General features: G+C 59.8%; 16 protein-coding genes. 15 read left to right on the top strand and 1 reads right to left on the bottom strand.

What is annotated here, in order from left to right; all coding sequences use genetic code 11:
* The first annotated feature begins 41 nt into the window (after nt 1-41).
* From K6118_RS06975 to K6118_RS07040, 14 genes are all read left to right on the top strand, one after another.
* Nucleotides 42-1,535 (top strand): thymidine phosphorylase family protein, encoded by a 1,494-nt coding sequence (locus K6118_RS06975; protein WP_247119518.1) that lies wholly within the window; start codon nt 42-44, stop codon nt 1,533-1,535.
* On the top strand, nt 1,532-2,422 hold the full coding sequence (locus K6118_RS06980; RefSeq protein WP_247119519.1) for a ribose-phosphate diphosphokinase: 891 nt from the start codon (nt 1,532-1,534) through the stop codon (nt 2,420-2,422). Before K6118_RS06975 ends, K6118_RS06980 begins: the two co-directional genes overlap by 4 nt.
* Entirely contained in the window at nt 2,422-4,125 is a 1,704-nt protein-coding gene (locus tag K6118_RS06985; RefSeq protein ID WP_247119520.1) for an MBL fold metallo-hydrolase, read from the top strand. The genes K6118_RS06980 and K6118_RS06985 overlap by 1 nt, the downstream gene beginning before the upstream one ends.
* A 75-nt stretch (nt 4,126-4,200) precedes the next feature.
* Complete coding sequence (gene atpD / locus K6118_RS06990; RefSeq protein WP_247119521.1) at nt 4,201-5,706, top strand: F0F1 ATP synthase subunit beta; 1,506 nt, start codon at nt 4,201-4,203, stop codon at nt 5,704-5,706.
* Nucleotides 5,703-6,164 carry a F0F1 ATP synthase subunit epsilon gene (locus tag K6118_RS06995; protein WP_247119522.1) on the top strand — a complete coding sequence of 154 codons (462 nt, stop codon included), beginning with the start codon at nt 5,703-5,705 and terminating at the stop codon, nt 6,162-6,164. Before atpD ends, K6118_RS06995 begins: the two co-directional genes overlap by 4 nt.
* A gap of 11 nt (nt 6,165-6,175) precedes the next feature.
* On the top strand, nt 6,176-6,466 hold the full coding sequence (locus K6118_RS07000; protein WP_247119523.1) for an AtpZ/AtpI family protein: 291 nt from the start codon (nt 6,176-6,178) through the stop codon (nt 6,464-6,466).
* Complete coding sequence (locus tag K6118_RS07005) at nt 6,463-6,735, top strand: ATP synthase subunit I (RefSeq protein WP_247119524.1); 273 nt, start codon at nt 6,463-6,465, stop codon at nt 6,733-6,735. Before K6118_RS07000 ends, K6118_RS07005 begins: the two co-directional genes overlap by 4 nt.
* Nucleotides 6,732-7,409: a F0F1 ATP synthase subunit A gene (gene atpB, locus K6118_RS07010; RefSeq protein ID WP_247119525.1), complete on the top strand. Its 678-nt coding sequence runs from the start codon at nt 6,732-6,734 to the stop codon at nt 7,407-7,409. Before K6118_RS07005 ends, atpB begins: the two co-directional genes overlap by 4 nt.
* A gap of 16 nt (nt 7,410-7,425) precedes the next feature.
* Nucleotides 7,426-7,668 carry a F0F1 ATP synthase subunit C gene (locus tag K6118_RS07015; RefSeq protein ID WP_247119526.1) on the top strand — a complete coding sequence of 81 codons (243 nt, stop codon included), beginning with the start codon at nt 7,426-7,428 and terminating at the stop codon, nt 7,666-7,668.
* Nucleotides 7,669-7,671: 3 nt separating this feature from the next.
* On the top strand, nt 7,672-8,427 hold the full coding sequence (locus tag K6118_RS07020; protein WP_247119527.1) for a F0F1 ATP synthase subunit B family protein: 756 nt from the start codon (nt 7,672-7,674) through the stop codon (nt 8,425-8,427).
* Nucleotides 8,414-9,946 carry a F0F1 ATP synthase subunit alpha gene (locus K6118_RS07025; RefSeq protein ID WP_247119528.1) on the top strand — a complete coding sequence of 511 codons (1,533 nt, stop codon included), beginning with the start codon at nt 8,414-8,416 and terminating at the stop codon, nt 9,944-9,946. Before K6118_RS07020 ends, K6118_RS07025 begins: the two co-directional genes overlap by 14 nt.
* A 1-nt stretch (nt 9,947) precedes the next feature.
* Complete coding sequence (locus tag K6118_RS07030; RefSeq protein WP_247119529.1) at nt 9,948-10,793, top strand: F0F1 ATP synthase subunit gamma; 846 nt, start codon at nt 9,948-9,950, stop codon at nt 10,791-10,793.
* A 133-nt stretch (nt 10,794-10,926) separates the two neighbouring features.
* Nucleotides 10,927-11,595: a glycosyltransferase family protein gene (locus tag K6118_RS07035; protein ID WP_247119530.1), complete on the top strand. Its 669-nt coding sequence runs from the start codon at nt 10,927-10,929 to the stop codon at nt 11,593-11,595.
* A gap of 90 nt (nt 11,596-11,685) precedes the next feature.
* Nucleotides 11,686-12,222, top strand: coding sequence for a DUF2141 domain-containing protein (locus K6118_RS07040; protein WP_247119531.1), 537 nt, complete (start codon nt 11,686-11,688; stop codon nt 12,220-12,222).
* Here K6118_RS07040 and K6118_RS07045 read toward each other — a convergent pair.
* Nucleotides 12,219-13,166, bottom strand: a complete 948-nt coding sequence (locus tag K6118_RS07045; protein WP_247119532.1) for a hypothetical protein — start codon at nt 13,164-13,166, stop codon at nt 12,219-12,221. The two genes, K6118_RS07040 and K6118_RS07045, sit on opposite strands and share 4 nt — an antisense overlap.
* Nucleotides 13,167-13,336: 170 nt before the next feature.
* Here K6118_RS07045 and K6118_RS07050 point away from each other — a divergent pair, with 170 nt between their 5' ends.
* The gene (locus K6118_RS07050; RefSeq protein ID WP_247119533.1) at nt 13,337-14,506 is read left to right on the top strand and encodes an LptF/LptG family permease; all 1,170 of its coding nucleotides are present in this window, start codon (nt 13,337-13,339) and stop codon (nt 14,504-14,506) included.
* The last annotated feature ends 48 nt before the right edge of the window (nt 14,507-14,554 follow it).

A 14,554-nucleotide genomic window follows, 5' to 3' on the forward strand; every position in this document is an offset into this window, starting at 1 on the left:
AAGCTGTTTGATAATAAGCCGATACGGCAGAAGGGGAGCATATGCTGAAACTCAAGCGCGTCGCGATTGACACCTATAGGGAGAATGTCGCTTATCTCGCGCGGGACTGTTCGGTCTACCGGCCGGAGGAATATCAGGCCTTCAAGAAAATCGAGGTCATCCATGACGGCAGGCAACTTCTGGCCTCGCTGATGATCGTTGATGATGACGGTATCGTCAGCGGCGAAGAACTCGGCCTCTCGGAACAGGCGTTCAATCGGCTCGGTGTGTCGGAAGGCGATGAAATCACAATCGCCCCCGCCGAACCGCCCAAAAGCCTGGATTATCTGCGCCGCAAAATTCACGGTCACACGCTTGAAGCCGACCAGATCAAGGCAATCATCTCCGATATCGCTTCCCACCGCTATTCAGAGATGGAGATCGCGGCCTTTCTCGTTTCCTGTGCCGGTTTTCTAACGACGAGCGAAATGCTGGCGCTGACCCGCAGCATGGCGGATGTCGGCAACAAGCTGACCTGGCGCTCGCCCATCATCGTCGACAAGCACTGTATCGGCGGTGTGCCCGGCAACAGGACCTCAATGATCGTGGTACCGATTGTCGCGGCCCATGGCCTCACCATCCCGAAAACATCCTCCCGGGCGATCACGTCGCCGGCCGGTACGGCTGACACCATGGAAGTGCTGGCGCGCGTAGACCTGACCATGCATGAAATGCAGGAAGTGGTCGGCGCCTGTAACGGCTGCCTTGTCTGGGGTGGACATGTGAACCTGTCGCCTGCGGATGACGTGCTCATTTCGGTCGAACGGCCTCTCTCGATCGACACGCGGGAACAGATGGTCGCGTCGATCATGTCCAAGAAAATGTCGGCGGGGTCGACCCACTTGCTGATCGATATCCCCATCGGACCGTCCTCCAAGGTGCATGGCCATGAGGAGGCAATGCGGCTCAGGAAGCTGTTCGAATATGTCGGCCGGGAAGTCGGCCTCCATGTCGAGGTGGTGACGACCGACGGCAGCCAGCCAATCGGCCGCGGGATCGGCCCTGTGCTTGAGGCGCGGGACGTCATGGCGGTGCTGAATAATGAACCAGATGCGCCTGCGGACCTCAGGGAGAAAGCCCTGCAGCTCGCGGGCGCAATTCTGGAAGCAGACCCTGCGCTTGAAGGTGGCTCAGGATATGAACGCGCGCAACAGCTGCTCGAATCCGGCGAGGCGCTTAAGTCCATGAACAAGATCATCGATGCCCAGGGGCGGCAAAGCGCGCAGCCTTGTGCGGGCGCGCTGACCCATGATGTGCTCGCCTCCAAAACCGGGACGGTAATCGCCATCGACTGTTTCCGCATCAACCGTATCGCCCGTTTGGCTGGTGCGCCGATGGATAAAGGCGCCGGGATCGACATGTTCAAAAAGGTCGGGGACACGGTGGAAGCCGGTGAACCGCTGTACCGAATTCATGCCTGCTTTGAATCCGACTTCAAATTCACCAAGGCCTATGCGGAGGAAGATAGCGGCTATGCCCTTGGGGGCCATTCATGACGGCCACCACACTCCACATCATGCCGGGCAATGAAAAAACCGGACAGGCGCTGGCGGATGCACTTGGCTGTGCTCATGCCTTTGTCGACGTTCACCGGTTTCCGGACGGTGAGAGCCTCATCCGCGTAAAACCGGGGCAGGGCACGGCGTTGTTGTTCGCGACGCTCGACCACCCGAATGCCAAGCTGGTTGAGCTGGTTCTGGCGGCTGAGGCCTTGAAGGCGAACGGTGCATCTCGTGTGGTGCTGGTAGCACCCTATCTTTGCTATATGCGGCAGGATATGGCCTTTCATGAGGGCGAGGCAGTCAGCCAACGCATCATCGGGGCCATGCTCGCGCGCCATATCGACCGGATCATTACCGTCGACCCGCATTTGCACAGGGTATCTTCTCTGAGTGAGGTATTTCCTGGGATTGAGGCAGATAGCCTGTCCGCCACGGGCCTCATCGCTGACGCCATTGGCGCGGTGCCGGACTTCTCTGGCGCGCTTCTGGTCGGCCCTGACGGTGAATCCATGCAGTGGGTGCGTTCTGTCGCGGAAAAAGCTGGGCTCGATTTCATCGTCGCCACCAAGGAACGCTCGGGCGACCGGAAAGTTGACGTCACTTTACCGGAAGCCGGCAAGGCAGAAGGGCGGACGGCGATCATTGTCGATGACATCATCTCTAGCGGTATGACCATGCGGCGGTGTGCGGCGCTTCTCGAAGCCGCGGGGGCGTCATCGGTTGCCGCCTACACGGTTCATGCCCTTTGCAGCCCTGAGGACCTGGAAGGGCTCAAGGCATCGGGCATCCAGACTGTCGCGTCCAGCGACAGCATCCACCATCTTACCAATGCTTACACGCTTACGCCCTTGCTGGCCGATGCGCTGAGAAAGGAAGTCTGATGTCTTTCATGGTTAAATTCTGCGGCGCGGCAGGCACGGTAACCGGGTCCTGCTATTGGGTTCGGACCGATAGCTGCCAGTTTCTGGTCGATTGCGGCATGTTCCAGGGCTCCAAGACGATCAAGGAGCTGAACTATGGTGAGTTTCCGTTTGATCCGACGAAAATTGACTTCGTTCTTTTGACCCACGCGCATACCGACCATGCCGGGCTGCTACCGAAGCTGGTCAAGCATGGCTACACGGGGCCGATCTATATGACGGACGGTTCCCGTGACCTTCTGACCTACATGCTGCCGGACAGCGCCTTCATTCAGGAGATGGAGGTCGACCGCCTCAACCGCCGCAACCGCCAGCGCGGCAGGCCTGAGGTGGAGACGATTTACGATCATGACGATGTCTCCAACTGCCTCAATGCCGTTCGGATCGTCGAATATGATACATGGAATGACCTGGGCACCGTGCGGGCGCGCTATTGGAATGCGGGCCATATCCTCGGCGCTGCCTCAATCGAACTGGAGGTGGACCTGGGCGGCAAGAAGCCGGAAACGGTGAAAATGCTGTTTTCCGGCGATATCGGGCCGGATGATAAGCTTTTCCATCCAGACCCAGAGGCGCCCACAAGCATGGATTACCTGTTCTGTGAATCCACCTATGGCGGCCGCAGGCGGCAGGACCCGACGCCGGAAGTGCGGCGCGAAGTACTGGCCAAGGAAATCAATGACGCGCTCAGCGCAGGCGGGGCGCTGGTGATCCCGTCCTTCGCGGTCGAGCGCACGCAGGAACTGCTGCTCGATCTGTCCGTCCTGCTCAAAAATGGCGAAATCCCGTGCGTGCCGGTCTTCATCGACTCTCCGCTCGCCATCAAGGTCACGTCCGTATTCGCGGAACATGCGGGCGAACTGGAAGATATCAACGCCGGACGGTCGCCTTTTTCCCATCCCAGCTTCCATTTCACCGAAACCGTGGACCAGAGCAAGGCAATCGCCCGCTTCAGCGAAGGCGTGATCATCATGGCGGCATCCGGCATGTGCGATGCCGGCCGTATTCGCCATCACCTCAAGAACCATCTGTGGCGACCTCAGTCGACCGTACTGCTTGTTGGCTATCAAGCTGAAGGTACCCTTGGCTGGATGCTGGAGCAGGGCAAGAAGATGGTTAAAATTCAAGGTGAAGAAATTCGTGTAAGAGCCCGTATTAGAACGATTGATACCTATTCTGGCCACGCGGATGGGGATGGCTTACTTGAATGGATCAAGGGCCGGTTGCCGGTCAACCGTGTGCTATTCCTGACCCATGGCAACGAACATGCGCTCGCGGCCATGCGTGAAGGTGCGCTGGCGCTGGGCTTACCGGAAGACAAGGTTATCGTGCCCAACCTGGATGACGATTACGACCTTCTGGCGCTTGAGAAAGGCCCGCGTGAAGCCAAGGCGATCCGGCGGATCAAGCCTGAAGTGGTTGGCAAGCCTGACTGGCACAATGACCTGGCTGAACTTACGCTCGATATCCGGTCCCAGCTTGACCATGTCACGGACGACCAGGCGCGTGATGAACTGTTGCATAACCTGCATGACGCGCTTGCGGCCTACAAGACGCATCAGGCGAAAAGCCGCGGCGATAGCGGAGGCAGGCGCCAGGGCCATAAGCAGGATCAAGGCCACCGGCAGGACCATTCCCACAAGCGTCATCATAGGCGTCGCTAGAAACAGGGATCGGGGCTTCGAAAACGGCATCGTGTGATGATACGCTGATGGAAACGGCAAGGGAGCAAGCGGCCAATGGATAGCCGAGCCCAAGACCAGGCGACGAAAAAGAAAGCAGATCAGCCCAGCACTAGCGCCGCTGAGCCTGTTTCCGGCCATGTCAGTGCGGTCAGCGGGTCTGTTGTTGACGTCACCTTCCAGGAAGGCGACTTGCCGGCGATCAATACCGCCCTCAAGGCGGATTGGGACGGCCCCCATAGCCTTATCATCGAAATCCAGCAGCATCTGAGCCCGACTGTGGCGCGCGGCGTGGCCATGCAGGAAACCGCGGGCCTGCGCCCCGGAACGCCTGTTCTCGATACAGGCGGCCCGATCCGTGTGCCTACGGGCAACGCTGTGCTTGGCCGATTGATCAATGTGGTTGGCGAACCGATCGACCATGAAGGCGCCTTTGGCGACGATGTCCCCCGCGAAGCCATCCACCGCAGGCCGCCGAAGCTCAGCGAGCAGACGGCAGGCAAGGAAATATTCCTGACAGGTATCAAGATCATCGACCTTCTGGCCCCGCTTGCCAAAGGCGGGAAGGCGGGTATGTTCGGTGGGGCGGGAGTTGGCAAAACCGTGCTGATCATGGAACTGATCCGGGCCACCGTTGCCAAATATTCCGGCATTTCCGTGTTCGCGGGGATCGGTGAACGCTCCCGTGAGGGTCATGAACTGTGGCTGGAACTCAAGCGGTCCGGTGTTTTGGACCGTACGGCCCTGGTGTTCGGACAGATGAACGAACCACCGGGCGCACGCTGGCGTGTCGGCATGACGGCCCTGACGGTGGCCGAGCATTTCCGCGACGCCATGCACCAGAATGTGCTTTTGCTCATCGATAATGTTTTCCGCTTCGTTCAGGCGGGCAGCGAAGTATCAGGCCTGCTCGGCCGCCTGCCGTCACGTGTGGGCTACCAGCCGACGCTATCAACCGAAATCGCCGAATTGCAGGAGCGTATCGCATCGGTGCGCGAAGCGGCGGTGACGTCAATCCAGGCGGTCTATGTGCCCGCGGATGATTTTACCGACCCAGCGGTTGCCGAAACCTTCACCCACCTGGATTCCTCCATCGTCCTCAGCCGGGAGATGGCGAGCCAGGGTTTTTACCCGGCCATCGACCCGCTTTCTTCCACCTCCATCATGCTGGACCCGCGTCTGGTGGGCGAGGAACACTATGGCATCGCCGAGGAAGCCCGGCGGCTGATTGAGCATTACCGCGAACTGCAGGAGATTATCTCGCTCCTCGGCATGGAGGAATTGAGCCTCGCGGACCGGACCGCCGTCGGCCGTGCCCGCCGCTTGATCCGCTTCCTGACCCAGCCGTTTGAGGTAACGTCCCAGTTTACCGGCCTTGCAGGGGCGTCCGTCTCGCTTAAGGATACGCTGGCAGGCTGCCGCGCCATCCTGGACGGCGAGGCTGATGACTGGGCCGAAAGCTCGCTTTACATGGTGGGCACGCTTGCGGATGCGCGGGCGAAAGAACAAGCCCTGAAAGCGCCAAAACAGGAAACCGCCCCTGAGACGGAGGCCGTGGCATGAAACTTATGATCACCACACCTGTTGCTGTCGTCGTCGATGAAGGCGATATCCGACACCTGCGCGCTGAGGATGAAACCGGTGCCTTCGGCATCCTTCCGGGCCACGGGGATTTCGTGACCGTTCTGTCTGTCTCGGTCCTCACCTGGAAGGACAAGGCCGACCATGAACACCATGCGGCGGTTTCTGGCGGCGTTTTGACGGTGAAAGACGGCAATCTGATTGAAATCGCCAGCCGGGATGCCGTTGGGGAAGATACGCTGAAGGAGTTGGGCCCCGCGGTTCTCGCCCGTTTCAAGGAGGAAAAGGAGGCGGAGGAAGTCTCCCGCGTGTCCACAGCCCGGCTTCATCTGGCGGCGATCAAGCAGATTGAGCGCTATCTGGAATCTGGACGTCAAAGCCTGGGGGCTGGCGGGCAGGGGATGCCACCCTTCCGCACCGGGCTTGAAGAACCGCAGTGAGGCATAGGGCGATGACCGGTAAAAACGGCGAAAAGGACGCCAAGGATATGCACAAGGCGGTCGAGCTTAGAGAGCAGCGCCGTACGCTGTGGGAGCGTGAGGGCGAACGCTCCTTGTGGCAGAATATGTCGATGATCGGGGCACTTGGCTGGCTGATCATCGTGCCGACGCTTCTGGGCGTCTTTGTCGGCCGTTGGCTTGATGGCCTGTTTGGCACCAACATCCAGCTTACGGGTGCCTGCCTGTTCCTTGGTGTGGCCTTCGGCTGTTACCTCGCATGGCAAAGGGTGGGGAAAGAATGAACGCACACATTGGACCTGAGCTTATCCTTTATGCCGTGGGCGGGCTTGCGCTGGGCATCTGTTTCTTTGGCCTGCTTCTGTGGTCGGTGCGGCTGCAGGCATCGGGGGCGGCGCTCACACGTATTTTGCCGCTTTACCTCAGCCGGTATGTGATAGCAGGCGGGAGTTTCTGGCTGATCGCGCAGGCAGGGGCGCTGCCGCTCCTGACCGCGCTCGCCGGGTTCCTGATCGGCCGCTACGTCGTCCAGCGTAAGGGGATGCCGTCATGAGCCTGAGCACCAGCCCACTTGCCGAAGATATCCTGTTCCATATCGGGCCGATCCCGATCAGCCAGCCTGTGGTGACGACATGGGGCATCATGGCCGCACTCAGCTTCATCTGCTGGCTGGGCTTCAGGCGCCCGCGTGTGGAAGCCGGGACGCTTCAGACCGTGCTCGAGATCATCGTCGAAGCCCTTGAGAAGCAGGTGAAGGATATCGTCCGGCGTGACCCGTGGCCCTTTGTGCCGCTTCTGGCGACGCTGTTCATCTTCCTTGCGGTTGCCAACCTGTCCGCCATCGTGCCGGGCTTGAAACCGCCGACCGGGCATATCGAAACCCCGGCAGCCCTTGCGGCGCTGGTGTTCCTGTCGGTGCATTATTTCGGCATTAGGACCAAAGGGTTCGCGGGCTATGTGCGCCATTATGTGAAACCGAGCCCCTTGCTTTTGCCCCTGAATATTCTGTCGGAATTCACCCGCGTCTTCTCACTGATGATCCGGCTGTTCGGCAATATGATGAGCCATGAGTTCGTCATCGCCATCGTCGTGTTCCTGGCCGGGCTTTTCATGCCGATCCCCTTCATGCTTCTGGGTGTGCTGATCGGGATCGTCCAGGCCTATATTTTCACTGTTCTCGCCGCCGTGTTTATCGGCGCCGCCATCGGCAGCGTTGAAGCCGGATAAAGGAGGAAATGTCAGCATGACAATACAAATGATCAGTATTCTCGGGGCGGCGATTGCCGTGTCGTTCGGGGCCATTGGGCCAGCCCTCGGTGAAGGCCGGGCGGTTGCCTCAGCCATGGATGCCATCGCGCGGCAGCCTGAAGCGGCGGGGACGATCTCCCGCACGCTGTTTGTCGGCCTCGCCATGATCGAAACCATGGCGATCTACTGTCTCGTGATCGCGCTCCTGCTACTTTATGCCAACCCGTTCGTGAGCTAACGCATGACCATAGACTGGTGGACATTCGCGCTGCAGGCGCTCAATTTCCTGATCCTGGTATGGCTGCTCAAGCGGCTTCTCTATAAGCCTGTGAAGGAGATTATCGCCAAGCGGAAGGCGCTTGCCGATGAGGCCTTCGCCGAGGCTGAAAAGCGGGAGGCCGAGGCCGATGTTGCCAAAAAGCAGTATGAGGACGGCAAGGCCGCGCTCGCAGGCGAACGCCAGGCGCTGCTCAAGAAGCTGCATGAGGAAGCGGACGCCGAACGCCAGGCGACGATCAAGGAAGCCAAGGCAGAAGCTGCCAAGATCATCGATGACGCCAAGGCGGCCATCACCAAGGAACGGGGGGCCGCCCTCAAGGACCTGCAGGGCGAGATGAGCGGCCTAGCGCTTGATATGGCGGCAGGGCTGATCAAACGGGCGGACCTCGATATTCCGCAAAGTGCCTTTCTGGAGCGGATTGACGCGCATCTGAAGACTTTACCGAAAGCTGAGATGGAAAGCCTGCGTGCTGATCTGACGGAAGAGGGTGCTGAACTCACCGTGGTGACAGCCCAGGCGCTGAAAGCTGCCGAAAAGAAACAGTGGCTCTCCCGCCTGCAGGCGCACATGCCAGGTGTTGAAACAGTAGCCTTCAAAACCCGGGCGGATATCCTGGGTGGCGCTGAGCTTCATGCCCCCCATGCCGTGATCCGCTTCACCTGGGCTGATCAGTTGGCCAAAGCCAGGGAGGCCATGAGCGGTGATGACCACGCTTAAGGACGATATCGCTGCCTGGCTGCCGGAAGCCAAGGACAAGCTCGAGGGGCTGACCGTTGCGCCCAAGCTCGACCATGTCGGCACGGTCTCCCACATCGGGGACGGTGTGGCGGTGGTTGTCAGCCTGCCGCGGACCCGGCTGGATGAACTGCTGATGTTTTCTGACGGTACGCTGGGGCTTGCCTTCCGGGTGGATGAAACCTCGGTCGGGTGCGCGCTTCTGGGTGGCGGTGACGGCATCAGGGCTGGCAGCCAGGTGCACGGCACCGGGCAGGTGATCCGCGTACCCGTGGGCGAGGCGCTCCTTGGCCGCGTGGTGGATTCTCTCGGCCAGCCGCTCGATGGCGGTGCGGCGGTTGAGGCCGAGCGCCAAGACCCCATCGAGCGACCCGCGCCGGGCATTGTCGACCGTGACCTTGTCACCCAGCCCCTGATGACGGGGATCAACGTCATCGATGCCATGATCCCGCTCGGCCGCGGCCAGCGCGAGCTGATCATCGGTGACCGCAAGACCGGCAAAACCGCCATCGCCGTTGATACCATCATCAACCAGCGGGATAGCGATGTGATCTGCATCTATGCCGCCATCGGGCAGAAGGCGTCTGCGGTGAACCAGGTCGTTGAGGCGGTGCGAGAACATGGGGCGATCGACCACTGTATTTTCGTGGTGGGGGAGGCTGACATGCCGCCCGGTGCCCAATGGGTGACGCCCTATACCGCCTGCACCATGGCCGAATATTTCCGGGACCGCGGGCAGGATGCGCTCCTGATCATCGATGACCTGACCAAACATGCCATCGTGTACCGGCAACTGTCGCTGCTGCTCCGTAAGCCGCCGGGGCGCGAAGCCTATCCGGGCGATGTCTTCTATATCCATGCGCGCCTGTTGGAGCGGGCGGCGAAACTGAACAAGGAGTTGGGCGGCGGCTCGCTGACCGCATTGCCGATCGCCGAAACCCAGGCAGGGAACCTCACCGCCTATATCCCGACGAACCTGATATCCATCACCGACGGGCAGATCTATCTGGAGCCCAAGCTTTTCTATGAAGGCCACAAGCCCGCGGTAAATGTGGGCATGAGCGTTTCCCGCGTTGGTGGCCAGACCCAGGCGCCCGCGATCAAGGGCCTCGCCAAACGGCTGAAGCTGGATTACGCGCAGTTCCTGGAACTTGAGGTTTTCACCCGCTTCGGCGCCATGGTCGATGAACGCAGCAAGAAGGCCATCGCCCACGGCCGCAGCATCCGCGCGATCCTGACCCAGCCGGAATATAAGCCCCAGCCCATGCAGGTAGAGGTCGCCTTGTTGCTGGCGGTCCATGAAGGACGCCTGGATGACAAGAGCGCGGAAGACATCGCCGCCTTCAAAGCCGCGATCGGCGGATGGATTGAGACGCATATCCCACGGACGGTAGCGCGCATCCTTCAAACCGGTGACCTGTCGGAGGAAGACAGGGCCGATCTTCTCTCCGCCATTGACGCCTGTCTGGCTGGCAGCGGAGATGAGGCTGAGGCCGGTTGACATGGAACAGCTGCCCCGCCTGCAAAAGCGTATCGAAAGCCTGAAGGAGCTGCAGGACCTTATCCATGCCCTGCGGGCGTTGGCGGCGTCACACGTGCAACAGGCACAGGGCGCGCTCGAAGGCATCCGGCAATATGTCAGCGTGGTGGAGGATGCGATCCTTGAAGGGGCCGCCTTGCTGCCGGAGACGGGTCGTGGTGACGGCAACCACGCCACGGGCAACCAGGACCTTCTGCTCGTCGTCTGCTCCGAACACGGGTTTGTCGGCGGCTTCAACGAAAAGCTGCTGAACCATGCCTTGGCTGAGCGCCTGCCGGATGAGAAACTGGTTATTGTTGGTCAACGCGGGGCGGGGCTTGCCGAAGAACGCAGCCTTGAAAGCGTGAAGCAATTCCCGATGGCGACCCATGTTGGCGGTGTCCTTGCCGTTGCGCGCCGCGTGGCGGATTATATGGCGACCGCCGTCAGGGCTCGTGTGGTTTACGGCCGGTATGAGAAAGGCGGTCGTTATGATGTGGCGCTCAGAAGCATCCTCCCGCTTGACCCTGTGCTCCTCAAAGGCAAGGCCGGTCCAAAACCGCCCCTGCATCACCTTGACCCGGAAACCCTCATCACCCGCCTTGCCAATGAATATCTGCTGGCTGAGATCACCGGTGCGATCATGGAATCGCTCGCCAGTGAAAACGGCGCCCGGCTTGGGGTGATGGAATCCGCCGATCATAACATCAGCGACAAGCTCGATGGCTTCGAGCGGCAGGAACATAGCCTGAGGCAGGAAAGCATCACCTCCGAGATGCTGGATGTGGTGACGGGCTCGGAAGCCATCATGTCCTCAGGCGCTATATGACGCGGGCGTGCGCTGTTTCTGGACTAATGCGTCCACACTTGCTATGCGGGTAGCGCGAACGGGATGACACCGCCCGCAAGGAAGGCCTCGCGGCTGGTTTTGTGGGGCATGAGGACAGGTAGGAGACCGGCGAGTGGCCAACCCCACTTTTGATGTCGCAATGCTTGCGACCCCCAATATCGATTATTATGCCGATACCACAAAAGCCAACTGGCAGGCTTACTGTGACCGGCACGGCTATGAGTTCACGGTGTGGCGGGAGCCGGTCCTCGAGGACATGCACCTGATCTGGTCCAAGATCGAGCTGATGCGCCGGCACTTGGAGAAATCGAAAGCCGATTGGCTGGTTGTCGTCGATGCCGACACCATGGTCAACCGGCCCGAACTGCCGATGACGTACCTGACCGAAAAACATCCGGGCAAGGATTTCATCATCTCGGAAGACGTGTCCCGCCGGTTCGGTATTCCGATCCCGCTTGATACGCTCAGCGTGCGGCTGTGCCGCAACCGGCGCGGGCCCAACTGCGGCTTCATGATGATCCGCAACAATGCGTACGGTCTTGATTTCGTGACCCGCTGGCTGGCGCACGGCCGCGGTGACTGTGCCCATGTGGCCGACATTTTCCCGCGCGAGCAACGCATCCTGTGGATGACGCTTTTCCATACTGACCGCGACCATATCGCCATGCTGGGGGATGAGGTCATGCGTATCGGCAACAACGCGTTTCTGGACAAATTCACCACAGACTGGAGCCAGGCTTTCGTCCTCCATGACAAAAGATTGCCGCAAATGCCTGCTTAAATGCTGGATAAGCGGTGGAATAATCCCCATATGGGGAATGAGGAAACGCCACCGAGGATGATGACAACACCCAAATGTATGAGGTGACTGGTGGATTTTTTGAAAAAGACAGTATTAGCCAAACTCGCGGCGGCAGGTGCTCTGGCCGCCTTTGTCTCGGCCCCGTCCTACGCGGCCCTGAAGGACTGTAAAAGCAAGCCGGAAAGCTGGCTTGAGGTCAATGTAACCGGCTTCAAGGACCGCACAGGCGATGTTTCGGTTGAGCTGCACCCGGATATCGAAGGCGACTATCTCGACAAGCTGGTCGGCCGTGTCCGGATCGAGACCCCATCCTCAGACCCCACCGTTTGCGTGCCGCTTCCGGAAGCTGGCAAGAAATATATCCTCGTCGTCCTGCATGACCGCGACAAGAACAACAAGCTGAATGTTCTGAGCGATGGCTTCGGTTTCTCCAATAACCCGAAAATCGGTATGGGCACGCCCGCGCGGGAAAAGACCGCCTTTACCGCCAAGAAGGGCGAAAACAAGATGACGGTTATTCTGAACTATGTTCAGGGGCTGACCGCTCGGCCGCTTTCTGAGGATGAGGTTGCGCGGGATCAGAAACGCCGCCGGGTTCGTCGCTAAGCGGGCTCGTCGTCGGGCAGGGCGGTCTTCGGACCGGTCACACCCGGCAGGCTGGTGCCCAGGAACACACTGACATTCAGGATTTGGCTGATCGCGGTTCCGGCCAGGAACAGCCCGGCCAGCGCCGCTTCACCCGCCTGAACATGCTTGGATATGGTGACGGCAAGCCCGAGGAGCATCAGCTCCTTGTTGGGCATCAGCGGGATGCGCGTCAGCACCATCTTGGCGGCGATGAAGCCGACCCAGGTTGAAACCGGCACATCGGGCAGCACCACACTCCACTGTGTGATCAGCAGGCTTTCAAACAGGATGATGCGGCCGAAATGCAGGCCCGCAACGCGCCAGGCCTGCTTGCGCGGGATCTTGATGATATGGCGGCCAAACAGCATCAAAAGCGGCACCACCAGAATGCCGATCCCCAAAGCCCCGGCGATATAGGGCAGGGCTTCCGGTGCGCCGCCCGTAATCATTTTGAGCTGGCCGATGGCCGCGAACAGGAGGACGATCAACAAGGCTGCCGACGACGATGTCGCCGCCGAGATGATGTTATTGTCCTTGATGAGCGAAAAGACCTTGCCGGCCGTCAGGCCCAGGTGCCTGCGCCCCCACAGGAAGAAGAATGCTTCGCCGCCATAGCCGATCACGGCATCGTTGAAGGCCTGCTTACGCATCAGCGCCGCAAGCGTCATGCCTGCGGGCGGTGTCGGTGTCGGCCACAGGGGGCGGTAGATCAGCAGCTCACTTGCGGGCAGAAGCAGGAAATTCAGGATCAGAACGATATAGAACACAGGCGTGGTCGGCAGATTCGCCAGCACCTCATGCCAGCCGATATCAGACAGGCGGTCGAAAAGATAGACCACCAGCGCGACCATCAGCCCGATTTGAAGGAACCGGACAAGGCGCTGGAGGACGGGATGGCCAAAAAATGCCGAGATCTTTTCCATAGGCGGACAAAATTCTTTCAATGAATTTTACATTGGCCTACGGTCGGCCAAATGGCGCCCGGTCATCCTGTCCGGGCCTGTTTTATGTGTAGTGCCCGCAAACTGTGGTAACTACATGCTGTTTGGCGGGTTTTATAGGGCCCGCGGCTTATGGGTGTCCAGCGAATTCGATGATTCTAGAGCGCTATATCAGCAAGCAGATTTTGGTCCGGATCAGCGCCGTCATGGCACTGACGGTGGGGCTTCTGCTCATTGAAAACATGCTGAACCTGTTCCGTTTCGTCGTCCAGACAAGCGGCCCCGTGAGCGCGGTTTTCTCCATGCTCGCCTATCTTGTTCCTGAGTATATGACCATTGGGGTGCCGATCAGCCTGCTTCTCGGCATCATGCTGGTGTATCAGAAGCTGGCGAATGATCAGGAACTGGCGGCAATGAATGCCTGCCGGGTCTCACCCTGGCGGCTTCTCCGGGTGCCCTTGATGTATGGTGCGCTGTTCGCCGTCCTGAATGCCGTGCTGGTCAGCTATATCGAGCCGTATGCCGAGTTCAAGTTCGCCGAATTCAGCTTCAAGACCCGCAGTGGCGCCTTTGGCCGGTCCATCTCGACCGGCGAATTCACCAAACTGGGGCCGGGTATCACGCTGATGGTGCAATCGGTCGACCGCAAAACCGGCGCGCTGGATGATGTCTTCCTCGAGGTCCTGGATAAAAAGGGCTCCATCACTTACGCGACTGCGGCCAAGGGCAACTTCTACCAGTCCAGCGACGCGGACAAACTGGTGTTCCGCCTGCGGGACGGGCTTATCCTGACAACCGCGATCGACCCTGCAGCCCCGGAAACCATCGGCTTTGACCAGTATGACATCCTGGTACCCTTGCCGGATATTCCCGGTTTCCGCCATCGCGGGGGGCAAGAGAACGAACTGACCCTTCGTGAATTGATCCACTTCTCGGATTCCACCAAGACCGTGCCAGAGAAACGCCAGGCCTATAGTGGCGAAGCGCAGCGGCGGATCATCTGGTTCCTGGTGCCCTTGTTCATCCCGTTCCTTGCGATCGCGCTGGCGGTACCGCCGCCCCGGAAACGCTCCCCGATGGGCATCGTTGTCGGCATCGCGCTCATCATCCTTCTGATCAAGCTGTTGGATTTTGGCGCCAATATCGAAGGTACAGCCCCGGGGCTGATCCTGTGGCCGGTCTTCTTCGGATTTGCGGGGCTGAGCCTCAGGCTCTTCTATGTCTTCGGCTTTACCTCGGGGCGTCATCCGCTTTCGATCATGTTCCGCCTGTCGGACTGGACGGCGAAAAAAGTCCGGTGGTTGCGCGGCAAAGCCCGTTGACGGGGCCCCGCGCCTGTGCCACAGGACGGACGCAATTTCGTGCGCTAT

It is taken from the genome of Kordiimonas marina (assembly GCF_023006325.1).
Lineage (GTDB): Bacteria > Pseudomonadota > Alphaproteobacteria > Sphingomonadales > Kordiimonadaceae > Kordiimonas > Kordiimonas marina.

Coding starts and splice junctions, on each gene's coding strand:
- K6118_RS06975 (WP_247119518.1), top strand. CDS start 42: ATGCTGAAACTCAAGCGCGTCGCGATTGACACCTATAGGGAGAATGTC.
- K6118_RS06980 (WP_247119519.1), top strand. CDS start 1,532: ATGACGGCCACCACACTCCACATCATGCCGGGCAATGAAAAAACCGGA.
- K6118_RS06985 (WP_247119520.1), top strand. CDS start 2,422: ATGTCTTTCATGGTTAAATTCTGCGGCGCGGCAGGCACGGTAACCGGG.
- atpD (WP_247119521.1), top strand. CDS start 4,201: ATGGATAGCCGAGCCCAAGACCAGGCGACGAAAAAGAAAGCAGATCAG.
- K6118_RS06995 (WP_247119522.1), top strand. CDS start 5,703: ATGAAACTTATGATCACCACACCTGTTGCTGTCGTCGTCGATGAAGGC.
- K6118_RS07000 (WP_247119523.1), top strand. CDS start 6,176: ATGACCGGTAAAAACGGCGAAAAGGACGCCAAGGATATGCACAAGGCG.
- K6118_RS07005 (WP_247119524.1), top strand. CDS start 6,463: ATGAACGCACACATTGGACCTGAGCTTATCCTTTATGCCGTGGGCGGG.
- atpB (WP_247119525.1), top strand. CDS start 6,732: ATGAGCCTGAGCACCAGCCCACTTGCCGAAGATATCCTGTTCCATATC.
- K6118_RS07015 (WP_247119526.1), top strand. CDS start 7,426: ATGACAATACAAATGATCAGTATTCTCGGGGCGGCGATTGCCGTGTCG.
- K6118_RS07020 (WP_247119527.1), top strand. CDS start 7,672: ATGACCATAGACTGGTGGACATTCGCGCTGCAGGCGCTCAATTTCCTG.
- K6118_RS07025 (WP_247119528.1), top strand. CDS start 8,414: ATGACCACGCTTAAGGACGATATCGCTGCCTGGCTGCCGGAAGCCAAG.
- K6118_RS07030 (WP_247119529.1), top strand. CDS start 9,948: ATGGAACAGCTGCCCCGCCTGCAAAAGCGTATCGAAAGCCTGAAGGAG.
- K6118_RS07045 (WP_247119532.1), bottom strand. CDS start 13,166: ATGGAAAAGATCTCGGCATTTTTTGGCCATCCCGTCCTCCAGCGCCTT.
- K6118_RS07050 (WP_247119533.1), top strand. CDS start 13,337: ATGATTCTAGAGCGCTATATCAGCAAGCAGATTTTGGTCCGGATCAGC.